This is a genomic window from Streptomyces sp. ICC4, assembly GCF_003287915.1.
Lineage (GTDB): Bacteria > Actinomycetota > Actinomycetes > Streptomycetales > Streptomycetaceae > Streptomyces > Streptomyces tritrimontium.
Genome location: NZ_CP030286.1, coordinates 1,662,343 through 1,678,627 on the forward strand (window position 1 = coordinate 1,662,343; position 16,285 = coordinate 1,678,627).

A 16,285-nucleotide genomic window follows, 5' to 3' on the forward strand; every position below is an offset into this window, starting at 1 on the left:
CGCGAGAGGATTAGATTTCGCGTCAGTACGGCGTACGGGATCAAGCGGGATCCCGTACGCCGCCTGGCATCGGACCTTGATCCCGAAGGCCGGTCTCCGCTCCGGGTCAGCTCAGGCGCTCGATGACCATGGCCATGCCCTGTCCACCGCCGACGCACATCGTCTCGAGGCCGAACTGCTTGTCGTGGAACTGCAGGCTGTTGATCAGCGTGCCCGTGATGCGCGCGCCGGTCATCCCGAAGGGGTGACCGATGGCGATGGCCCCGCCGTTGACGTTCAGCTTCTCCAGCGGGATCTCGAGGTCCCGGTAGGACGGGATCACCTGGGCCGCGAAGGCCTCGTTGATCTCGAACAGGTCGATGTCGCCGACGGTCAGGCCCGCCCGCTTCAGCGCCTGCTTGGAGGCCTCGACCGGGCCCAGGCCCATGATCTCGGGGGACAGGCCGGTGACGCCGGTGGACACGATCCGGGCCAGCGGGGTCAGGCCGAGCTCGCGGGCCTTGGTGTCGCTCATGACGACCAGCGCCGCGGCGCCGTCGTTCAGCGGACAGCAGTTGCCGGCCGTGATCAGGCCGTCGGGGCGGAAGACCGGCTTGAGGCCCTGGACGGCCTCCAGGGTGACCCCGGCGCGCGGGCCGTCGTCCTGCGAGACGACGGTGCCGTCCGGGGTGGTGACCGGGGTGATCTCGCGGGCCCAGAAGCCGTTCTTGATGGCTTCCTCGGCCAGGTTCTGCGAGCGCACGCCGAACTCGTCCATGTCCGCGCGCGTCACGCCCTTGAGGCGGGCCAGGTTCTCGGCGGTCTGCCCCATCGCGATGTACGCGTCGGGGGTCCGGCCGTCCTCGCGCGGGTCGTGCCAGGTGGAGCCGGTGGACTGGGCGACCTCGACCGTCCGGGCCTCGGACTCGGCGAACAGCGGGTTGTGCGTGTCCGGCAGGCCGTCGGAGGAGCCCTTCACGGTCCGGGACACCATCTCGACGCCCGCGGAGATGAAGACGTCGCCCTCGCCCGCCTTGATGGCGTGCAGCGCCATCCGGGAGGTCTGGAGCGAGGAGGCGCAGTAGCGGGTGATCGTGGTGGCGGGCAGGTGGTCCATGCCCATCTGCACCGCGACGATCCGGCCCAGGTTGTGGCCCTGCTCGCCGCCCGGCAGGCCGCAGCCCAGCATCAGGTCGTCGATCTCGCGGGGGTCCAGGCCCGGGACCTTGGCGAGGGCGGCCTGGATGACCGTGGCCGTCAGGTCGTCCGGGCGGACGTCCTTGAGGGATCCCTTGAAGGCGCGGCCGATCGGCGACCGGGCGGTGGAAACGATGACGGCTTCGGGCATCGGGGCTCCAAGGGAGGTGGTGTCGTACCGGGACCGCATGCGAAGTTACCGCCCCGTACCGTCGAGGTCACTGCCCGCGGGATGTGACTCCGGTCGCTCCGGCACCCCCGGGCGTGTCCCGGGTCTCCGCGGGACACCTTCCCTACGCCTCCCCGCCGGACCCCGCCGCGAGCCGCTCGGGGCCCGGGAGGGCGGTGAGGTCCTCGCCCGGCACCTGCCGCCTGCGCCGGTGCTTGAGCAGGGCCCACGGCCCGCGCGCCCCCGTGACCTCGGTGCCCGCCTGCCCCGCCGCCGCCGAGGCGGCCTTGGCCACCGGGAGCATGTCCTCGTCCCGCGAGACGTCCAGCCGGTCCGATTCGGGCCAGACGCCCAGGGCCGCGCACAGGGTCGGCAGGACGGCCATGGCGGCGGTCGCGTACCCCTCCGCCGAGGGGTGGTAGGAGTCCGGGCCGAACATCTCGCGCGGGTTCGCCGCGAACTCGGCCCCCATCAGGTCGCCCATCGAGACGGTACGGGCGCCCAGCGCGAGCACCCCGATCGTCTGGGCGGCGGCCAGCTGGCGCGAAACGCGCCGGGCCAGCCAGCGCAGCGGCTGGTAGACCGGCTCGATGGTGCCGAGGTCGGGACAGGTGCCGACCACGACCTCGGAGCCCGCGAGCCGCAGCCGGCGTACGGCCGAGGTCAGCAGCCGCACCGACTGGGTCGGCGGCATCCGCCGGGTCACGTCATTGGCGCCGATGATGATCACGCACACGTCGGGGGCCGGCCCGTCACCGTCCAGCAGCAGCCCCACCTGCCGGTCCAGGTCGTCCGACATGGCACCGGACAGCGCCACGTTGCGCAGTTCCACCGGCCGCTCGGCCACCGAGGCCAGCCCCGAGGCCAGCAGCGCGCCCGGGGTCTGCCGCGCCCGCCGCACGCCCAGGCCGGCGGCCGTGGAATCGCCGAGGATCCCGAACCGCAGCGGCCCCGGGCTCATCTCCGGCCCGCCGAACTCGCTCCCGTACAGTCCGTCCGCGCGCGGCGGATCCGCCAGTCCGGTGCCGACTTGGCTCTTTTCAACACCTGACGATGCCGACGAACTACTCATTGTAGTACTATGTGGTCGACGTGTAGGTGGTAGGAAGGTGGAGAGTGAGAGAAGAGAAGGGGACAGGAGGCGGACCCAGGGGCTCGGTAGGCGCCCGGCACCAGGACCCAGGCTGCGCACAAGACCCTGGGGCAGCGCCCCGGACCCCGCGCCTCACACGCCGGCGCTCTGGATCCGCCAGGGCCTGCTCAGGCCGTGGCGAAGTGTTCGCGGGCCAGGGATTCCACGACCGGCAGGTCACCCGCGGCGAGCGCCGCCAGCAGCGCCGTGTGCTCCGCCGCGTCAGCGACGAGATCCGCGCGGCGGATCCGCGGGGGCCCCGGGAGGGGCCACTGGGAGCGGCGGTGGAGGTCGTCCGCCACCAGCAACAGCTGGCCGTTGCCCGCCAGCGCCAGCACCGCACGGTGGAACGCCCGGTCCACGTCCGCGTACCGCGCCAGATCACCCGCGGCCGCCGCCTCCGCCGTCGCGGCCGCCGCCGGCCTCAGCGCCGCCCAGGCCTCCGCGGGCACCGTGCGGGCGAGCCGCAGCATCACCGGGACCTCGAGCAGCGCCCGGACCTCGGCCAGCTCCGCCAGCTCCCGCGGGGTCCGGGTCAGGACCCGGAAGCCGCGGTTCGGGAGGCATTCGACCGCCCCCTCCAGCGCCAGCTGGGCCATCGCCTCGCGCACGGGCGTCGCCGAGACCCCGAACCGCTCCCCCAGCGCCGGCCCGGAGTAGATCTCCCCGGGCACCAGCTCGCCCTCGACGAGCGCCGCGCGCAGGGCGTCGAGGATCTGGCCGCGCACCGAAGGGCGGGTCACCTTCCGCGTCTGCTGTGCCGGAACCCGGGCTCGGGCCGTGTCGTGCACTCGGTCCTCCTACGGGTCTAGACCTGACCAGAGGGTATCCCGGCGGGTATCCCAGATCCGAAAGAGATCAGGTAAGGTAAGGCTTACCTGTTAACGATCGCGTGATTCGGTGGTCCCGCATGACCGTCATGGCCGTCAAGCCCTTGCGCACGCACGCCCCGGCCGGCTCTCCGGTGGCGTCGGCGTACGCACGGCTGGGCCGGGCGTACAGCGGTCTGCGCGTCACCGAGCTCGCCGCGCACGAACCCTCCCCTCGCGGTGTGGGGTGGGTCGGCGCCGACGAGCTCGCGGCGGGCGGCGAGGGCCTGGACGCCTTCCTGGCGTGGGACGAGGCCCAGGTGCTGCGGGACTACGGCAGCCGGGCCCGGCCCGACGTGGTGGCGGGCTTCGGCCTGCACCGGTACGCGTGGGAGTTCTGCCTGCTGGTCACCGTGCCCTGGTTCCTGGACCGGCGCGTGCCCCTGCTGCTCCCCGGGTCCGTGTCCTACCACCGGACCGACGGCCACATGGCCGTGCGCACGGGGTCCTTCGCCTGCCTGCCCGACGACCCGGCGGCCGCGCTCCGTGGGGCCCGGGTCGTCCCCGACGAGGACGCGCTGCGCCACGAGGTCCGGGTCGCGGTGGCCCGGCACCTCGAACCGGTCATGGAGGGCTTCGGCCCGCGCACGCGGCGCGGGCGGCGCGCCCTGTGGGGGATGGCGACCGACGACATCGTCGAGGGCCTGTGGTACGTCGCCGAGCTGCTGGGCGAAGCCGAGAAGCGGCGGGCCGCGCACGAGCTGGAGCTGCTGCTCCCCGGCGCGACCGCCCCGTACACGGGCGGCGCGGGCTTCCGCACGCTCGAGGGCCCCGGCGGCCGGGAACTGCCCACGCGCGACCGGGCGAGCTGCTGCTTCTTCTACACGATCCGCCCCGACGACACCTGCGTCACCTGCCCCCGCACCTGCGACGCGGACCGCGTGGCCCGGCTGACGGCGGACCCTGGGACACTTTCCTCGTGAACCTCGCCTGCTTCGTGAACCTCGACCGAAAGGCCCGTGCCGCGTAACCGGCCCGGGCGGATCCGCGCCGGACAGCGTCCCCGGCACCGGCCCCACGCACACAGTCCCCTCGCATACCGTCCCGCCATCGCCGGGCTGTCCTCGCGCGCCCACGCCGAAGTGGCCCGGATCGAGCGCAGCCGGAGCCACCTCTGGCCCGGCGTGACGGCCAGGGCCGTCCTGGTCTGGGCCGACTTCGTACGACACCCCTACCGCCGGCTGTGGGTCGCGAACGACGGCGACTGCGGGGTCTGGGAGTGCTGCCCCGACCCCCACGAGGCCCGCGGCTTCCTCGAGACCGTCGCCCTCGGCATGTCCGGCAGGCGCGGCCGCGAACTGCGCCGCATCCTCGCCCGGCTCGACGCCGAGTACCGAGTCGGCCGGCACCGACTGACACCACCCGTCCGGCTGACCCGTAATCGAACTCAACCTGCCATGTACGAGCGACAGTTCGAGCAGCAACACCCTATCCGGCGGGCTCCGCCCCCCGATGGCGTCCACTTGCCCCGAAACCCGCGTGTACAACTCACCGGCTGCGCCACTATGGGCGCCCCGAACAGCCGCATGTCACGGGATCCCCCCCCTGAAGGAGGGGGCCTTCAGCCGCCTTGGTTGAGGGCCGCCGTTACCAGCACCAGCCAACGACACACATTTTGGAGGTGAACGAAGTTGGCTACGTTCCACGCAGGCGAGAAGACCCACCAGCCCGTGCTTCCTCAGCGGGCTGCTCTGGAATTCGAGTCAGCAGACACCCCCCGGATCGGGGACGAAACGGGACTCGAACACCGCACACGCGCGGTAACCGACGTGGAACATGTGCGAGGGGAGACCGCCGATGCCTCACCTGGCATCGACGGCGTCACCCCCAACCGTGAGGTTGGGGAGAAGGCCCGTGAGGGCCACCCTGCTGTGTTCGTCCTGGACAAGCACGGCCATCCGCTGCAACCGACTACGCCTGCCAGAGCCCGCAAGCTCCTCCATCAGGGCCGGGCCGTCATGGCCCGGCACACCCCGTTCGCCATCCGGCTCAAAGACCGCACGGTCTCCGAATCCCAGGTGGATGGTGTGGAACTCGGGATCGACCCCGGCTCCAAACACACCGGCATCGCCGTGTTCACCGTCAAAGACGGCGAACGCCGTGGCCTGTACGCGGTCGAACTCACCCACCGGGGCAGCGCAATCCGGCACAAGCTCACCGCTCGTTCCGCCTACCGGCGCCGTAGGCGCACCGGCAACCTGCGCTACCGCGCGCCCCGCTTCTCCAACCGCACCCGCTCCAAGGGGTGGCTCGCCCCATCACTGCGTCACCGCGTGGACACCACCATGTCGTGGGCCACCCGGCTCGCACGTTCGGCACCCATCCGCACCGTGCACGTGGAACGGGTCGCGTTCGACACCCACGCCATGTCCCACGGCGGACCGCTGGAGGGAACCGAATACCAGCACGGCACCCTGCACGGCACCCTGCACGGCACAGAGGCCCGCGAGTACCTCCTCGCCAAGTGGGAGAGGGCCTGCGCCTACTGCGGCATCACCGGAGTCCTGCTCAACATCGACCACATCCACCCCCGCTCACGCGGTGGCAGCGACCGCATCTCCAACCTGTGCACCGCCTGCATCCCCTGCAACCAGAAGAAGTCCAACCAGCAGGTTGAAGAGTTCCTCAAAGGATCCCCGCGCAAGTTGGCCCGCATCCTCACTCAGGCCAAAGCTTCACTCCGTGACGCGGCAGCCGTCAACGCCACCCGCTGGGCACTATGGCGCGCCCTCGACTCCGGCTTCCCCACGGTGCACACCGCATCCGGAGGCCGCACCAAATGGAACCGGCAGCGGACCGGCCTGCCCAAGACCCATACGCTCGACGCCCTATGCGTCGGCCACCTCGACACCGTCACCCGCACTCCGGCCCGCATACTCACGGTCACCGCAACCGGGCGCGGCACCTACACCCGCACCCGCACCCGCACCGACAGGTACGGCTTCCCACGTCAGCGCCTGCCCAGACAGAAGACGTTCTTCGGCCACCAGACCGGCGACTTCGCCCGCGCCGTCGTCCTCAAGGGGAAGAAGGCCGGCACCCACATCGGCCGGGTAGCCGTCCGCGCCACCGGCAGCTTCGACATCAAAACCACCCAGGGCCTCGTCCAGGGCATCGGACACAAGCACTTCCGTCTCCTCCAGCGAGCCGACGGCTACGCCTACACCACCCGGCCCGAAGGACCCACCGGCACCACCTGACCGTCACCGACAAACCGAAGAGACCTCCGGCGCTCCGCACCCCCGAGCCAAGGATTCGTTTCCTCTCCCAGCTAAAGCAGGGAGTATCCACGAAAGAAGAAACCGATGAGACTGACCGACATATCGCTGGACTGGCTGCTGCCCGGCAGCCTGCTGATCCTGGGCGTACTTGCGGCAGTGGCGGTACTGGCCCGGGGCAAGCGCGAAGGCGAGAAGGCCGCGGTGGCCGAGGACAGCTGGGAGCGCAGCGAGGAGCGGCGGCGGCGCAAGGAAGCCGTCTACGGGACCGCCTCCTACGTCCTGCTGTTCTGCTGCGCGGCGGTCGCCGCCGCACTCTCCTTCCACGGACTGGTCGGCTTCGGCCGGCAGAACCTCAACCTCTCCGGGGGCTGGGAGTACCTGGTCCCCTTCGGCCTCGACGGCGCCGCCATGTTCTGCTCGGTGCTCGCCGTCCGCGAGGCCAGCCACGGCGACGCGGCCCTCGGATCGCGCATGCTGGTCTGGCTGTTCGCGGGCGCGGCCGCCTGGTTCAACTGGGTGCACGCCCCGCGCGGCATCGGCCACGACGGAGCTCCGCAGTTCTTCTCGGGCATGTCGCTCTCGGCGGCCGTGCTCTTCGACCGGGCCCTGAAGCAGACCCGCCGGGCCGCACTGCGCGAACAGGGCCTGATCCCGAGGCCGTTGCCGCAGATCCGGATGGTGCGCTGGCTGCGGGCCCCCCGCGAGACCTTCGGCGCCTGGTCGCTGATGCTGCTCGAAGGGGTGCGCACGCTCGACGAGGCCGTGGACGAGGTGCGCGAGGACAAGAAGGAGAAGGAGCAGGACCGGCACCGCAGGCGGGAGCAACACCGCCTGGACCGCGCGCACATCAAGGCGCTCGGCCGGCAGAACCGGGCGTTCGGGCGCATGGCCCGCGCCCGCCAGGTCGACGTACCGGGGCTCGCCCCCGGAGCGGGCTCCGCGCCGGTCGGCGCGGAGCCGGCCATAGCGGAAACGGGACAGCTGCCCCTGCGCCGCAGGCCCTCCCTGCAGGCCGTGGGCGGGACCGAACCCGCTGACACGGCCGGCGGCCCCCGGACGGTGGACCTCACCGCCGAGGACGACACCCAGACCCTTCCCCGGCTCGACTCGCTCGAGCGCAAGCTGAAGGATCTGGAACAGCAGTTCGGCTGACCGGGGTCTGGCCGCGGCCGGAGTCCGACTGGCCGGAGTTCCGGTGCGGGGCCCGTCTGACCTGTCGTCAGACGGGTCCCGCGTCGCTCGCCCCGTCCAGCTCGAACCACACCACCTTGCCGCCGCCCCGTGCCAGCGCGTCCACGCCCCAGGCATCGGCGAGCGCCTGGACCAGCGCCAGCCCCCTGCCGTGCGTACCGTCGTCGGCGGACGGTACGTGCGGCCGGGGCCGGCGGGCCGCGTAGTCCCGGACCTCCACCCGCAGGCGGTCCTTCGCGATCGTCGCGGAGATCTCGGCGCCCTGATCGGTATGGACGAGGGCGTTGGTGACGAGCTCGGTGATCAGCAGCTCGGCCACGTCGGCCGCTTCCGCCCTGCACCGGTGCCGCATCAACTCCCTTAATGCCCAGCGGACTTCGCCCACCGCCTTGAGATCGGCCCGCCGCACGCTCCGGGTGATCCCCAGCGCGCCCGCGGTTCCCCCGTCCTCGACGGACGGTTCACGCGGTACCGGCCGCCCTCTCCTCCACAGTTTTCCGCTCTTCGCCCCCACCCGCACGGCGATGTACCTCCCGAATGCCCTCGGCCGAAACGGCCCGCCTGTCGAACAGGCCTACGGGATGCATGCCCCCCGGGGGAATCCGCACGCATCCGGGCTCACGGGCGCGGCACGTTGCGCAGGTTGGATCGCGCCATCTGGATCATCCGGCCGACCCCTCCGTCGAGCACGATCTTGCTGGCGGACAGTGCGAATCCGGTCACCATTTCGGTGCTGATCCTCGGTGGAATCGACAGGGCGTTGGGGTCGGTCACCACGTCCACCAGGGCGGGCCCCTTGTGTGTGAAGGCGTCCTTCAAAGCGGCTGTGAGCTGCTTGGGCTTCTCCACCCGGACCCCGAACGCGCCCGCCGCGCGGGCGATCGCCGCGAAGTCGGGGTTCTTGTTCGTCGTTCCGTACGAAGGCAGGCCGGAAACCAGCATCTCCAACTCGACCATTCCGAGGGATGAGTTGTTGAAGAGGACCACTTTGACGGGGAGGTCGTACTGCACCAGGGTGAGGAAATCTCCCATCAGCATGGAGAAACCGCCGTCGCCCGACATCGACACCACTTGACGACCGCGATCGGTGAACTGTGCCCCGATGGCCTGCGGGAGGGCGTTGGCCATGGAGCCGTGGCTGAAGGAGCCGATGATGCGCCGCTTGCCGTTCGGGGAAAGATAGCGCGCCGCCCACACGTTGCACATGCCCGTGTCGACGGTGAAGACGGCGTCCTCGTCGGCCAGTTCGTCGAGCACGGCGGCCACGTACTCGGGATGGATGGGCGTGTGCTTCTCCACCTTGCGCGTGTACGCCTTCACCACCCCCTCCAGCGCGTCCGTGTGCTTCTTCAGCATCCGGTCCAGGAACCGGCGGTCCGTCTTGGCCTTCACCCGGGTGTTCAGCGCGCGCAGGGTCTCCCGTACGTCGCCCCAGACCGCGAGGTCCAGCTTCGAACGCCGCCCGAGGTGCTCGGGGCGGATGTCCACCTGCACGATCTTCACGTCGTCGGGGAGGAAGGCGTTGTACGGGAAGTCCGTGCCGAGCAGGATCAGCAGGTCGCACTCGTGGGTGGCCTCGTAGGCCGCGCCGTAGCCGAGCAGCCCGCTCATGCCGACGTCGTACGGATTGTCGTACTGGATCCATTCCTTGCCGCGCAGGGCGTGCCCGACGGGGGCCTTGACCCGGCCCGCGAACTCCATCACCTCGGCGTGCGCCCCGGCGGTGCCGCTCCCGCAGAACAGTGTGACCTTGTCGGCCTCGTCGATCAGCCGGACCAGCTTCTCGATCTCCCCGTCACCGGGCCGCACGGTCGGGCGCGCGGTCACGAGCGCGTGCTCCACGGTCTTCTCGGGCGCGGGCAGCGAGGCGATGTCCCCGGGCAGGGACACCACGCTGACCCCGCCGCGGCCGATGGCGTGCTGGACGGCGCTCTGCAGCACCCGCGGCATCTGCCGCGGGTTGGAGATCAGCTCGCTGTAGTGGCTGCATTCGGTGAACAGCCGGTCGGGGTGGGTCTCCTGGAAGTAGCCGAGGCCGATCTCGCTGGAGGGGATGTGCGAGGCCAGGGCGAGGACCGGGGCCATCGAGCGGTGGGCGTCGTAGAGGCCGTTGATGAGGTGGAGGTTGCCGGGGCCGCAGGAGCCCGCGCAGGCGGCGAGGCCGCCGGTGATCTGGGCCTCGGCGCCGGCCGCGAAGGCGGCGGTCTCCTCGTGGCGGACCTGGATCCACTCGATGCCGCCCGTTCGGCGGATCGCGTCCACGACGGGGTTGAGGCTGTCGCCGACGACTCCGTACATCCGCCGCACGCCCGCGCGTACGAGGATGTCGACGAACTGATCCGCCACGTTCTGCTTGGCCATGGAGGGGGCGCCCTTTCCCGTTCGGCTCTGCCGCGTGCGCCTTCCATCCACGCACGAACCGCGGGGTTACGCCTCCCAGACCGCGGCGGCCGTCCGGTCGTCGGCGTATCCCTTGAGGCGGAGCTGGGTGTCCGCGAGGAAGGCCGCGAGGCCCGGCGCGGTGGTGTCCGACCAGCGGCCGGCGAGCTCCGCCGGCAGCGGCTCCTCCTCCCGCATCGGGTCCGCGAAGCCCCCGGAGCACATGAGCAGGGTGTCTCCGGGCCGGGCCACGGAGGCGCGGAAGCGGAACCCGGCCTCCGCGGGCGCGGAGTCCTCCAGGTCCTGCCACTCCCGCGCGCGCAGCCGGAACAGCCCGCCGGAGCCGGCGCCGAAGCAGACCCGGGTCCGGCACTCCGGATCGACCGGGAGCAGCAGGGCGCGCAGCCCGGCCGTGTAGCCGTCCTCCTCGAGCCCCAGCTCGGCGGCGCGGGCGCGCAGCCGGCCGTAGCCGCGGTCGGTGAGCCGCTGGAGCCCTGAGCGCAGGGCCTCGCGGCGGCCGGTGCGGATGTCGTCGGCCAGCCGCTCCTGGCTCCGCCCGACGGCGCGTGCGACGGACCGGCACAGCTCGGCGGAGGCGTCGGCGGCCCCGGGCGCGGAGCGGTCCCCGCCGGCGAGCACGACGAGGACCAGGGCGTCGGGGCCGCCGCCGAAGCGGGCGGTGAGCAGGAAGTCCCGCCGGGCCTCGCCGCGGAACCGGGCGGAGTCCCCTCGTACGGAGGCGGCGCGCAGGGTGTAGGCGCCGTACTGGGCCCCCTCCAGGACGGTGTCGGGGGTCAGTGCGTCCAGCCCGGCCGGATCGGCGGCGGGCAGCGCGACGGGCTCGGCGGCGTAGGTGGGCGGCCGGTCCCCGAGGTGCGTGACCACTGGCCGTGGGGGAACGGGGCTCGCGGTCGGGACCGTACCGCCGGTCGCGGACCCGGACCCGGTCCGGGGCTCGTCGCCCCGTCCGGCCTCGGCCCCGGACAGCGGTCCGGACCCGTCCCGGGGGCCGCCGGCCCCGGACCCCTGGCCGGGATCGGGCTCCGGCTCGGGGTCGGCCCCGCCGCCGAAGCCCGCACCGGATCCGGGACCGGGCCCCGGGGAGGCTCCGAGACCGCTGCCGAGAGTGTGGCCGGGACCGGCCCCCGGAACGGAGCCGTGGCCGGAGCCCGGGGCGGAACCGTGCCCGGAGCCCAGGGCCGAGCCGTGGCCCGAGCCCGGGGCGGAACCGTGGCCGAAGCCTGGAGCGGAACCCGGGGCGGAACCGTGGCCGGAACCCGGAGCGGAACCCGGGGCGGAACCGTGGCCGGAGCCCGGGATGGAGCCGTGGCCCAAGCCCGGAGCGGAACCCGGAGCGGAACCGAGGCCGGAACTCGGAGTGGAGCCGGGATCGGAGCCGTGGCCGAAGCCTGGAGCGGAACCCGGGGCGGAACCGTGGCCGGAACTCGGAGTGGAGCCGGGATCGGAGCCGTGGCCGGAACCCGCACCGGAGCCCGGGCCGTCGGTGTGGCCGGAACCGGATCCGGGAGCGGAATCGGGCCCGGGGCCCCAGCCGGACGCGGACCCGGGGTGGAAGCCGAGGGCGAAGCCGGGCGCGGCGGCGGGCCCCGGACCGGTGTCGGGGTCCTGCTCCGCCCCGGCCGGACCCCGCTCCGGGGTCTCGGCTGCCGCGGGCTCTTCGCCCCGTACGCCCCAGCCCCGGGCCGCGGGTCCGTCCGGCTCCTCGTCGGGCAGCGCGGGCGGAACGGCGACGTCGCCCAGCGCGTACCAGGTCTGCCCGCCCTCCCGGGGATCCCGCGGCGGCGGCAGCACCGAGTCGGTGTACGCATCCTCCGGCTCCGGCTCGACGCCCGGCACCGGCTCCGGCTCAGCGCCCGGCTCCGGCACCGGTTCCGCCGACCGCTCCGGGTCCCGCCGGGGCCCCGGCACCGCCGGCGGGGCCACCAGGACCGCCGCCGAGCGGAAGCGGTGGTCCAGCGTGTCCCGGGGATCGGGGTCCGGCCCCGCGTCGGGGTCCTCGTAGTAGAGCTTCTGCCACCAGTCGTCCGCGCCCGCGCCCTGCTGACTCATGGCCCTCATTGTCGGGCTCCGGGGCTGCCGGAATACGGCGAACGCACGAAAAGGGGGGCCCATCGGACCGCCGTCCGATGGACCCCCCTCGTATTCGTCGTACGACTTAGCGAATGTCGTACGCCCGCGCGACCGTCTGGGTGACGGTGGCGCCGTTCGTGTCGGTCAGCTCGACCTTGAGCATGACCTGCTGGCCCGCGGCCCCGGCGTGGTCCACGGTCGCGGACCACTGCCCGCCGCTCGCGCCGACCTTCGCCTCGGTCCAGTTCTCGCCGTCGTACGAGTACGAGAGCTTGGCCGACTTGAGCGCGCCCGGCGCGTAGCCCGCGTGTCCGCTGACCCCGAGGGTGATCTTCTGGCCGTTGGCCGCGGCCAGCGTCTTCAGACCGTCCAGCGGGGCGGAGATCCGCGGGAAGAGGAGCGGCAGCGCCTGCGAGTACTGCGTCGCGTCCAGCTTCGAGCGGAAGGTCCAGGTGGTCTGGATCCCGGAGGAGCGCTGCCAGGTGCGGGCCGGCTGGCCGAACTTCTCCAGGTACTGGGTCAGTTCGTACGTGGCCTCCCCGGCCGGGACCTCGAAGGCCCCGAACGGGTAGCCGCTGTCGCCCAGCGACTCGCCGTCGCGCTTGAGCGAGACGTTGCCGAGGTCGCCGAAGCCGCCCTGCTGCGCGTAGTGCCCGGTGTCGCCCCACATGGCCGAGGCGAAACCGATCCAGTTGCCCTGCCGCTCGCCGGCCAGCTGCTCCTTGCCCGCGGTGTCGCGCGGCGCGACCGGGCCGATGACCCCGTCGTACCAGCTCTCGGTGCGCCGGGAGCCCGCCTTGTAGGTGCGGTGCTGGTCCGTCATGAACTCGCCCCACGGGAAGCTGCTGGAGACCAGGTGGTCCCAGGCGGTGTCCCCGGCGGAGTAGAGCTCGGTGCGCTTGCCCGGCACCGCGACGGTGTCGAGGCTGCCGAAGTACACGGCCGTGCCGAGCGGCCGGTAGGCCCCGGTGACGTCGACGAAGTCGGCCGCGACGCCCATCGACTGGTAGGCCGACTCGACGGTCCCGAGCTCGCGGTCGCGCACCCGGTACGTGCGGTCGCCGTGGACCTGCCCCTTCTCGATCTGGGCGAGGTTGTAGACGTACGGGCTCTTCGCGCTGCCCTTCCAGCTCAGCGTCACCTTGCCCTGCGGGGCCTTGGCGAGCTTGGCCAGCAGGGCCTTGCCCTCGCCCGACTCGACCGACAGCACCGGGAGGGAGCCGCCCGCGTAACCGGTGAAGGCCTGCCAGCGGCCGGGGGCTTCGCGGTGGGCGAGGACGGCCTTGGCGCCGGCCGCCTTCGCGTTCGCCGCGATCTCGTACAGCGCGCCGTCCTCGGTCTTCACCAGGACGATCGCGCCCTTGGCGGCGACGGCCGCGAGCTCTTCGGCGCTGCCGGAGCCCGCGTTGACGAGCGGCGCGCTGCCGGTGCCGTCGAGGTTGTCGCTGCCGGTGGAGGCGGTGAGCGGGTGCAGCACGGGGCCGCCGTTCGCCTTCAGCTCGGAGAGCAGCGGCGCGGCCGCCCGCCAGTAGCTGCCGAACTCGTACGTGCCGTCCGTGGCCTTGCCCTCGACGGAGGCGTAGTAGCCGCGGATGGTGCGGCCGCCCATGGCGGTGCCCGCGTGCAGCCAGGCCTCGTCCCAGGAGCGGGCGAAGGCGAGGGTGGTGGCGCGCGCCTCGGTGGGCCGGTCGGTCTCGATCTTCAGCCTGGCCGCCTTGCGGGCGTCCAGCACGATCACCGTGTCCTTCTTGATCTCCGTCTGCGGACGGCCCAGGTAGGTGAGCGAGTCGATCATCCGGTCGCCCTCGCCCGCGTCGGGGGTGCCGACGAAGGCGGAGAGGAAGTACGCGCCCGGGCGGACCCGGTAGACCTGGTCGACGGCGCCTTCGTTGAAGCGGCGCTCACCGCTGGCGTCGTCGGTGCCGATCACGTCCAGGGAGGACGGTCCGGACGCCGGCTTGCCGTCGCGGTCGATGAGCTTGACGCGCAGGGTGACCGTCTCGGGCTCCACGTAGAGCGAGAAGGGGGTCGAGACGTGCACTCCGTTCGCCGTGGCGACGACGCGGCCGGCGACGTCCCCGTACTGGGAGCGCTCCAGCTTCGCGGCGGGGTCCAGGGCGAGCGGCACCTTGACGGTGGCGCCGGCCGGGACGGTCACGGTGCGCTTGTCGAGGCGGGCGATCTGGCCGCGGACGGCCGAGCCGTCGTTGCCGGTGACCTTCTCGACGGAGAGGCTCAGTGTGACGGGCTTGGTGCCCAGGTTGGTGTACGGGACCTCGACGCCGGTGCGGTCGCTGCGGTCCTGCGGCCAGTTGAAGGCGCCGCCCTGGAGCGAGGGGGCGCCGACGACGGTGGTGTCGATGGCCGCCTTGACGTCGAGCCGGCCGCCGCCGGTCTCCCGTACGTCGCCCGGGATCGCGGTGTTGGCGGAGCCGACCAGCGCGGCCTTGATCTGCTGCGGGGTCCAGTCGGGGTGGCGCTGCTTGACGATGGCGGCGGCGCCCGCGACGTGCGGGGTGGCCATCGAGGTGCCGGACATGGACTGGTACGCGTACACCCCGCGGCCGCCCATGGCGGCGGCCGAGATCCCGACGCCGGGGGCGGCGATCTCCGGCTTGAGGGTGTGCTGCAGGCCTGCCGGGCCGCGGCTGGAGAAGGAGGCGGTCGTGTCGTCGCGGTCCACGGCGCCGACGGTCAGCACGCTGGGCGCGCAACCGGGCGAGGAGACGGTGTTGTTGCCGGGGCCGGAGTTGCCGGCGGCGACGACGAAGAGGGTGCCGCTGCTCTTGGCGAGCGCCTCGGTGGCCGCGGCCATCGGGTCGTCGCAGGAGAGCTGGGAGGGGTCGCCGAGGCTCATGGAGACCACGTCGGCCTTGCTGTCGACGGCCCACTGCATGCCCGCGATGATCCACGAGTCCAGGCCGTAGCCGGAGTCGTTGAGGACCTTGCCGCTGAGCAGCTGGGCGCCGGGGGCGACGCCCTTCTTCGCGCCGGCGCTCTCGGCGCCGGAGCCGCCGACGGTGGAGATGGTGTGGGTGCCGTGACCCTGGCGGTCCTCGGCGGTGTCGGAGTCGGTGAAGTTCTTCGCTTCGGCGACCCGGCCCTTGAGGTCGGGGTGTGCCAGGTCGGTGCCGGTGTCGAGGACGGCGACCTTGGTGCCCGTGCCGTCGAAGCCGGCGGCCCAGGCGGCGGTGGCGTTCACCTGCTTGGTGGAGCGCTCCAGGTTCGCCTGGACCTTGCCGTCCAGCCACAGCTTCTTCAGCGGGGCGGCGCCGGCGACGCGCGCGTGGGCGTTCGCGCCGCCGCCCGTGACGTCGGCCCAGAAGTCGGCCGCCTTCTCCTTGTCGGCGGCGAGCGCGACGCCGCCGATGGAGTCGAGGACGAGCGAGCGCTCCGCGCCGCGCGGCACGGGCGGGGCGCTGCGGGCCAGGCTCGCGGAGGTGTCGTAGACCGCGATGAGCGGGAGCTTCTTGGCGTGCGCGTCGTCGTAGCCCTGCCGGATCAGGCCGGTGACGTTGAAGAGTTCCTCGTCGACCTTGCCCGCGGCGAGCGCGGCGACCGCGCCCTCGGGGTAGACGTAGAGGTCCTTGCCCGACTGGCGGGTCTGCACGATGGGCTGTGAGCCGTCGGTGCGCGGCATCGCGGTGGCGGCGCTGCGCCCCGCCGCATCGGTGGAGACCAGGACGCGGTCACCGGTGACCAGGGTCACGGTGACGGGCGCGGTCGGCTGCTGTGCGGCCGCCCCGCTGCCGGTGAGGGGCCTCTTCGCCGTCCCTGACGCTCCGTCGCTCGGCTGTGCCGTGGAGGGTCCCACGGCGGTGACGGCCAGGACGGCCGCGATGGCCGCTCCCAGTGCCGTACGCGATATCGGACGCATCGCTCTCCCCAGGTGAATTCCGGCCAACTACTGCATTGCACGGCGAAACTGCCGCGTAAATGGCTTCTGGCCAGCGGATGTTGGTGCTGCGGTGGCGTCACCTTGGCAGAGAGGCGGGGGGTGCGGCGATGATGTCCGCGGCGGGTTTGCGCCGTGGCCGCTTCCCGCCAGGAACGGTGT

10 protein-coding genes are annotated in these 16,285 nt (G+C 72.5%); 3 read left to right on the forward strand and 7 right to left on the reverse strand.

The features are described from left to right. Positions 1–106 precede the first annotated feature (106 nt). The 3 genes from DRB89_RS07525 to DRB89_RS07535 form a co-directional block, all read right to left on the reverse strand. Entirely contained in the window at positions 107–1,327 is a 1,221-nt protein-coding gene (locus DRB89_RS07525; RefSeq protein WP_112452763.1) for an acetyl-CoA C-acetyltransferase, read from the reverse strand. 142 nt (positions 1,328–1,469) lie between these two features. Next, positions 1,470–2,417, reverse strand: coding sequence for an SGNH/GDSL hydrolase family protein (locus tag DRB89_RS07530; protein ID WP_239516051.1), 948 nt, complete (start codon positions 2,415–2,417; stop codon positions 1,470–1,472). Positions 2,418–2,605: 188 nt separating this feature from the next. Beyond that, positions 2,606–3,268 (reverse strand): GntR family transcriptional regulator, encoded by a 663-nt coding sequence (locus tag DRB89_RS07535; protein ID WP_112448358.1) that lies wholly within the window; start codon positions 3,266–3,268, stop codon positions 2,606–2,608. 128 nt (positions 3,269–3,396) lie between these two features. Here DRB89_RS07535 and DRB89_RS07540 point away from each other — a divergent pair, with 128 nt between their 5' ends. The 3 genes from DRB89_RS07540 to DRB89_RS07555 all read left to right on the forward strand — a co-directional run bounded on the left by DRB89_RS07540 (position 3,397) and on the right by DRB89_RS07555 (position 7,719). Then, entirely contained in the window at positions 3,397–4,269 is an 873-nt protein-coding gene (locus DRB89_RS07540; RefSeq protein WP_112453343.1) for a (2Fe-2S)-binding protein, read from the forward strand. 846 nt (positions 4,270–5,115) lie between these two features. Beyond that, a complete protein-coding gene (iscB, locus tag DRB89_RS07550; RefSeq protein WP_239516052.1) occupies positions 5,116–6,546 on the forward strand; it encodes an RNA-guided endonuclease IscB in 1,431 nt (476 codons plus the stop codon). 105 nt (positions 6,547–6,651) lie between these two features. Beyond that, entirely contained in the window at positions 6,652–7,719 is a 1,068-nt protein-coding gene (locus tag DRB89_RS07555) for a DUF2637 domain-containing protein (RefSeq protein WP_112448360.1), read from the forward strand. Between the two features lie 67 nt (positions 7,720–7,786). Here DRB89_RS07555 and DRB89_RS07560 read toward each other — a convergent pair whose 3' ends face one another. The 4 genes from DRB89_RS07560 to DRB89_RS07575 all read right to left on the reverse strand — a co-directional run bounded on the left by DRB89_RS07560 (position 7,787) and on the right by DRB89_RS07575 (position 16,105). Beyond that, positions 7,787–8,167, reverse strand: coding sequence for an ATP-binding protein (locus DRB89_RS07560; RefSeq protein WP_112448362.1), 381 nt, complete (start codon positions 8,165–8,167; stop codon positions 7,787–7,789). A 209-nt stretch (positions 8,168–8,376) separates the two neighbouring features. Further along, positions 8,377–10,119 (reverse strand): pyruvate dehydrogenase, encoded by a 1,743-nt coding sequence (locus DRB89_RS07565; RefSeq protein WP_112448363.1) that lies wholly within the window; start codon positions 10,117–10,119, stop codon positions 8,377–8,379. A 66-nt stretch (positions 10,120–10,185) separates the two neighbouring features. Beyond that, positions 10,186–12,207: a protein phosphatase 2C domain-containing protein gene (locus DRB89_RS07570; protein WP_112463236.1), complete on the reverse strand. Its 2,022-nt coding sequence runs from the start codon at positions 12,205–12,207 to the stop codon at positions 10,186–10,188. A 106-nt stretch (positions 12,208–12,313) separates the two neighbouring features. Beyond that, positions 12,314–16,105 (reverse strand): S8 family serine peptidase, encoded by a 3,792-nt coding sequence (locus tag DRB89_RS07575; protein ID WP_112448365.1) that lies wholly within the window; start codon positions 16,103–16,105, stop codon positions 12,314–12,316. Between the last annotated feature and the right edge of the window lie 180 nt (positions 16,106–16,285).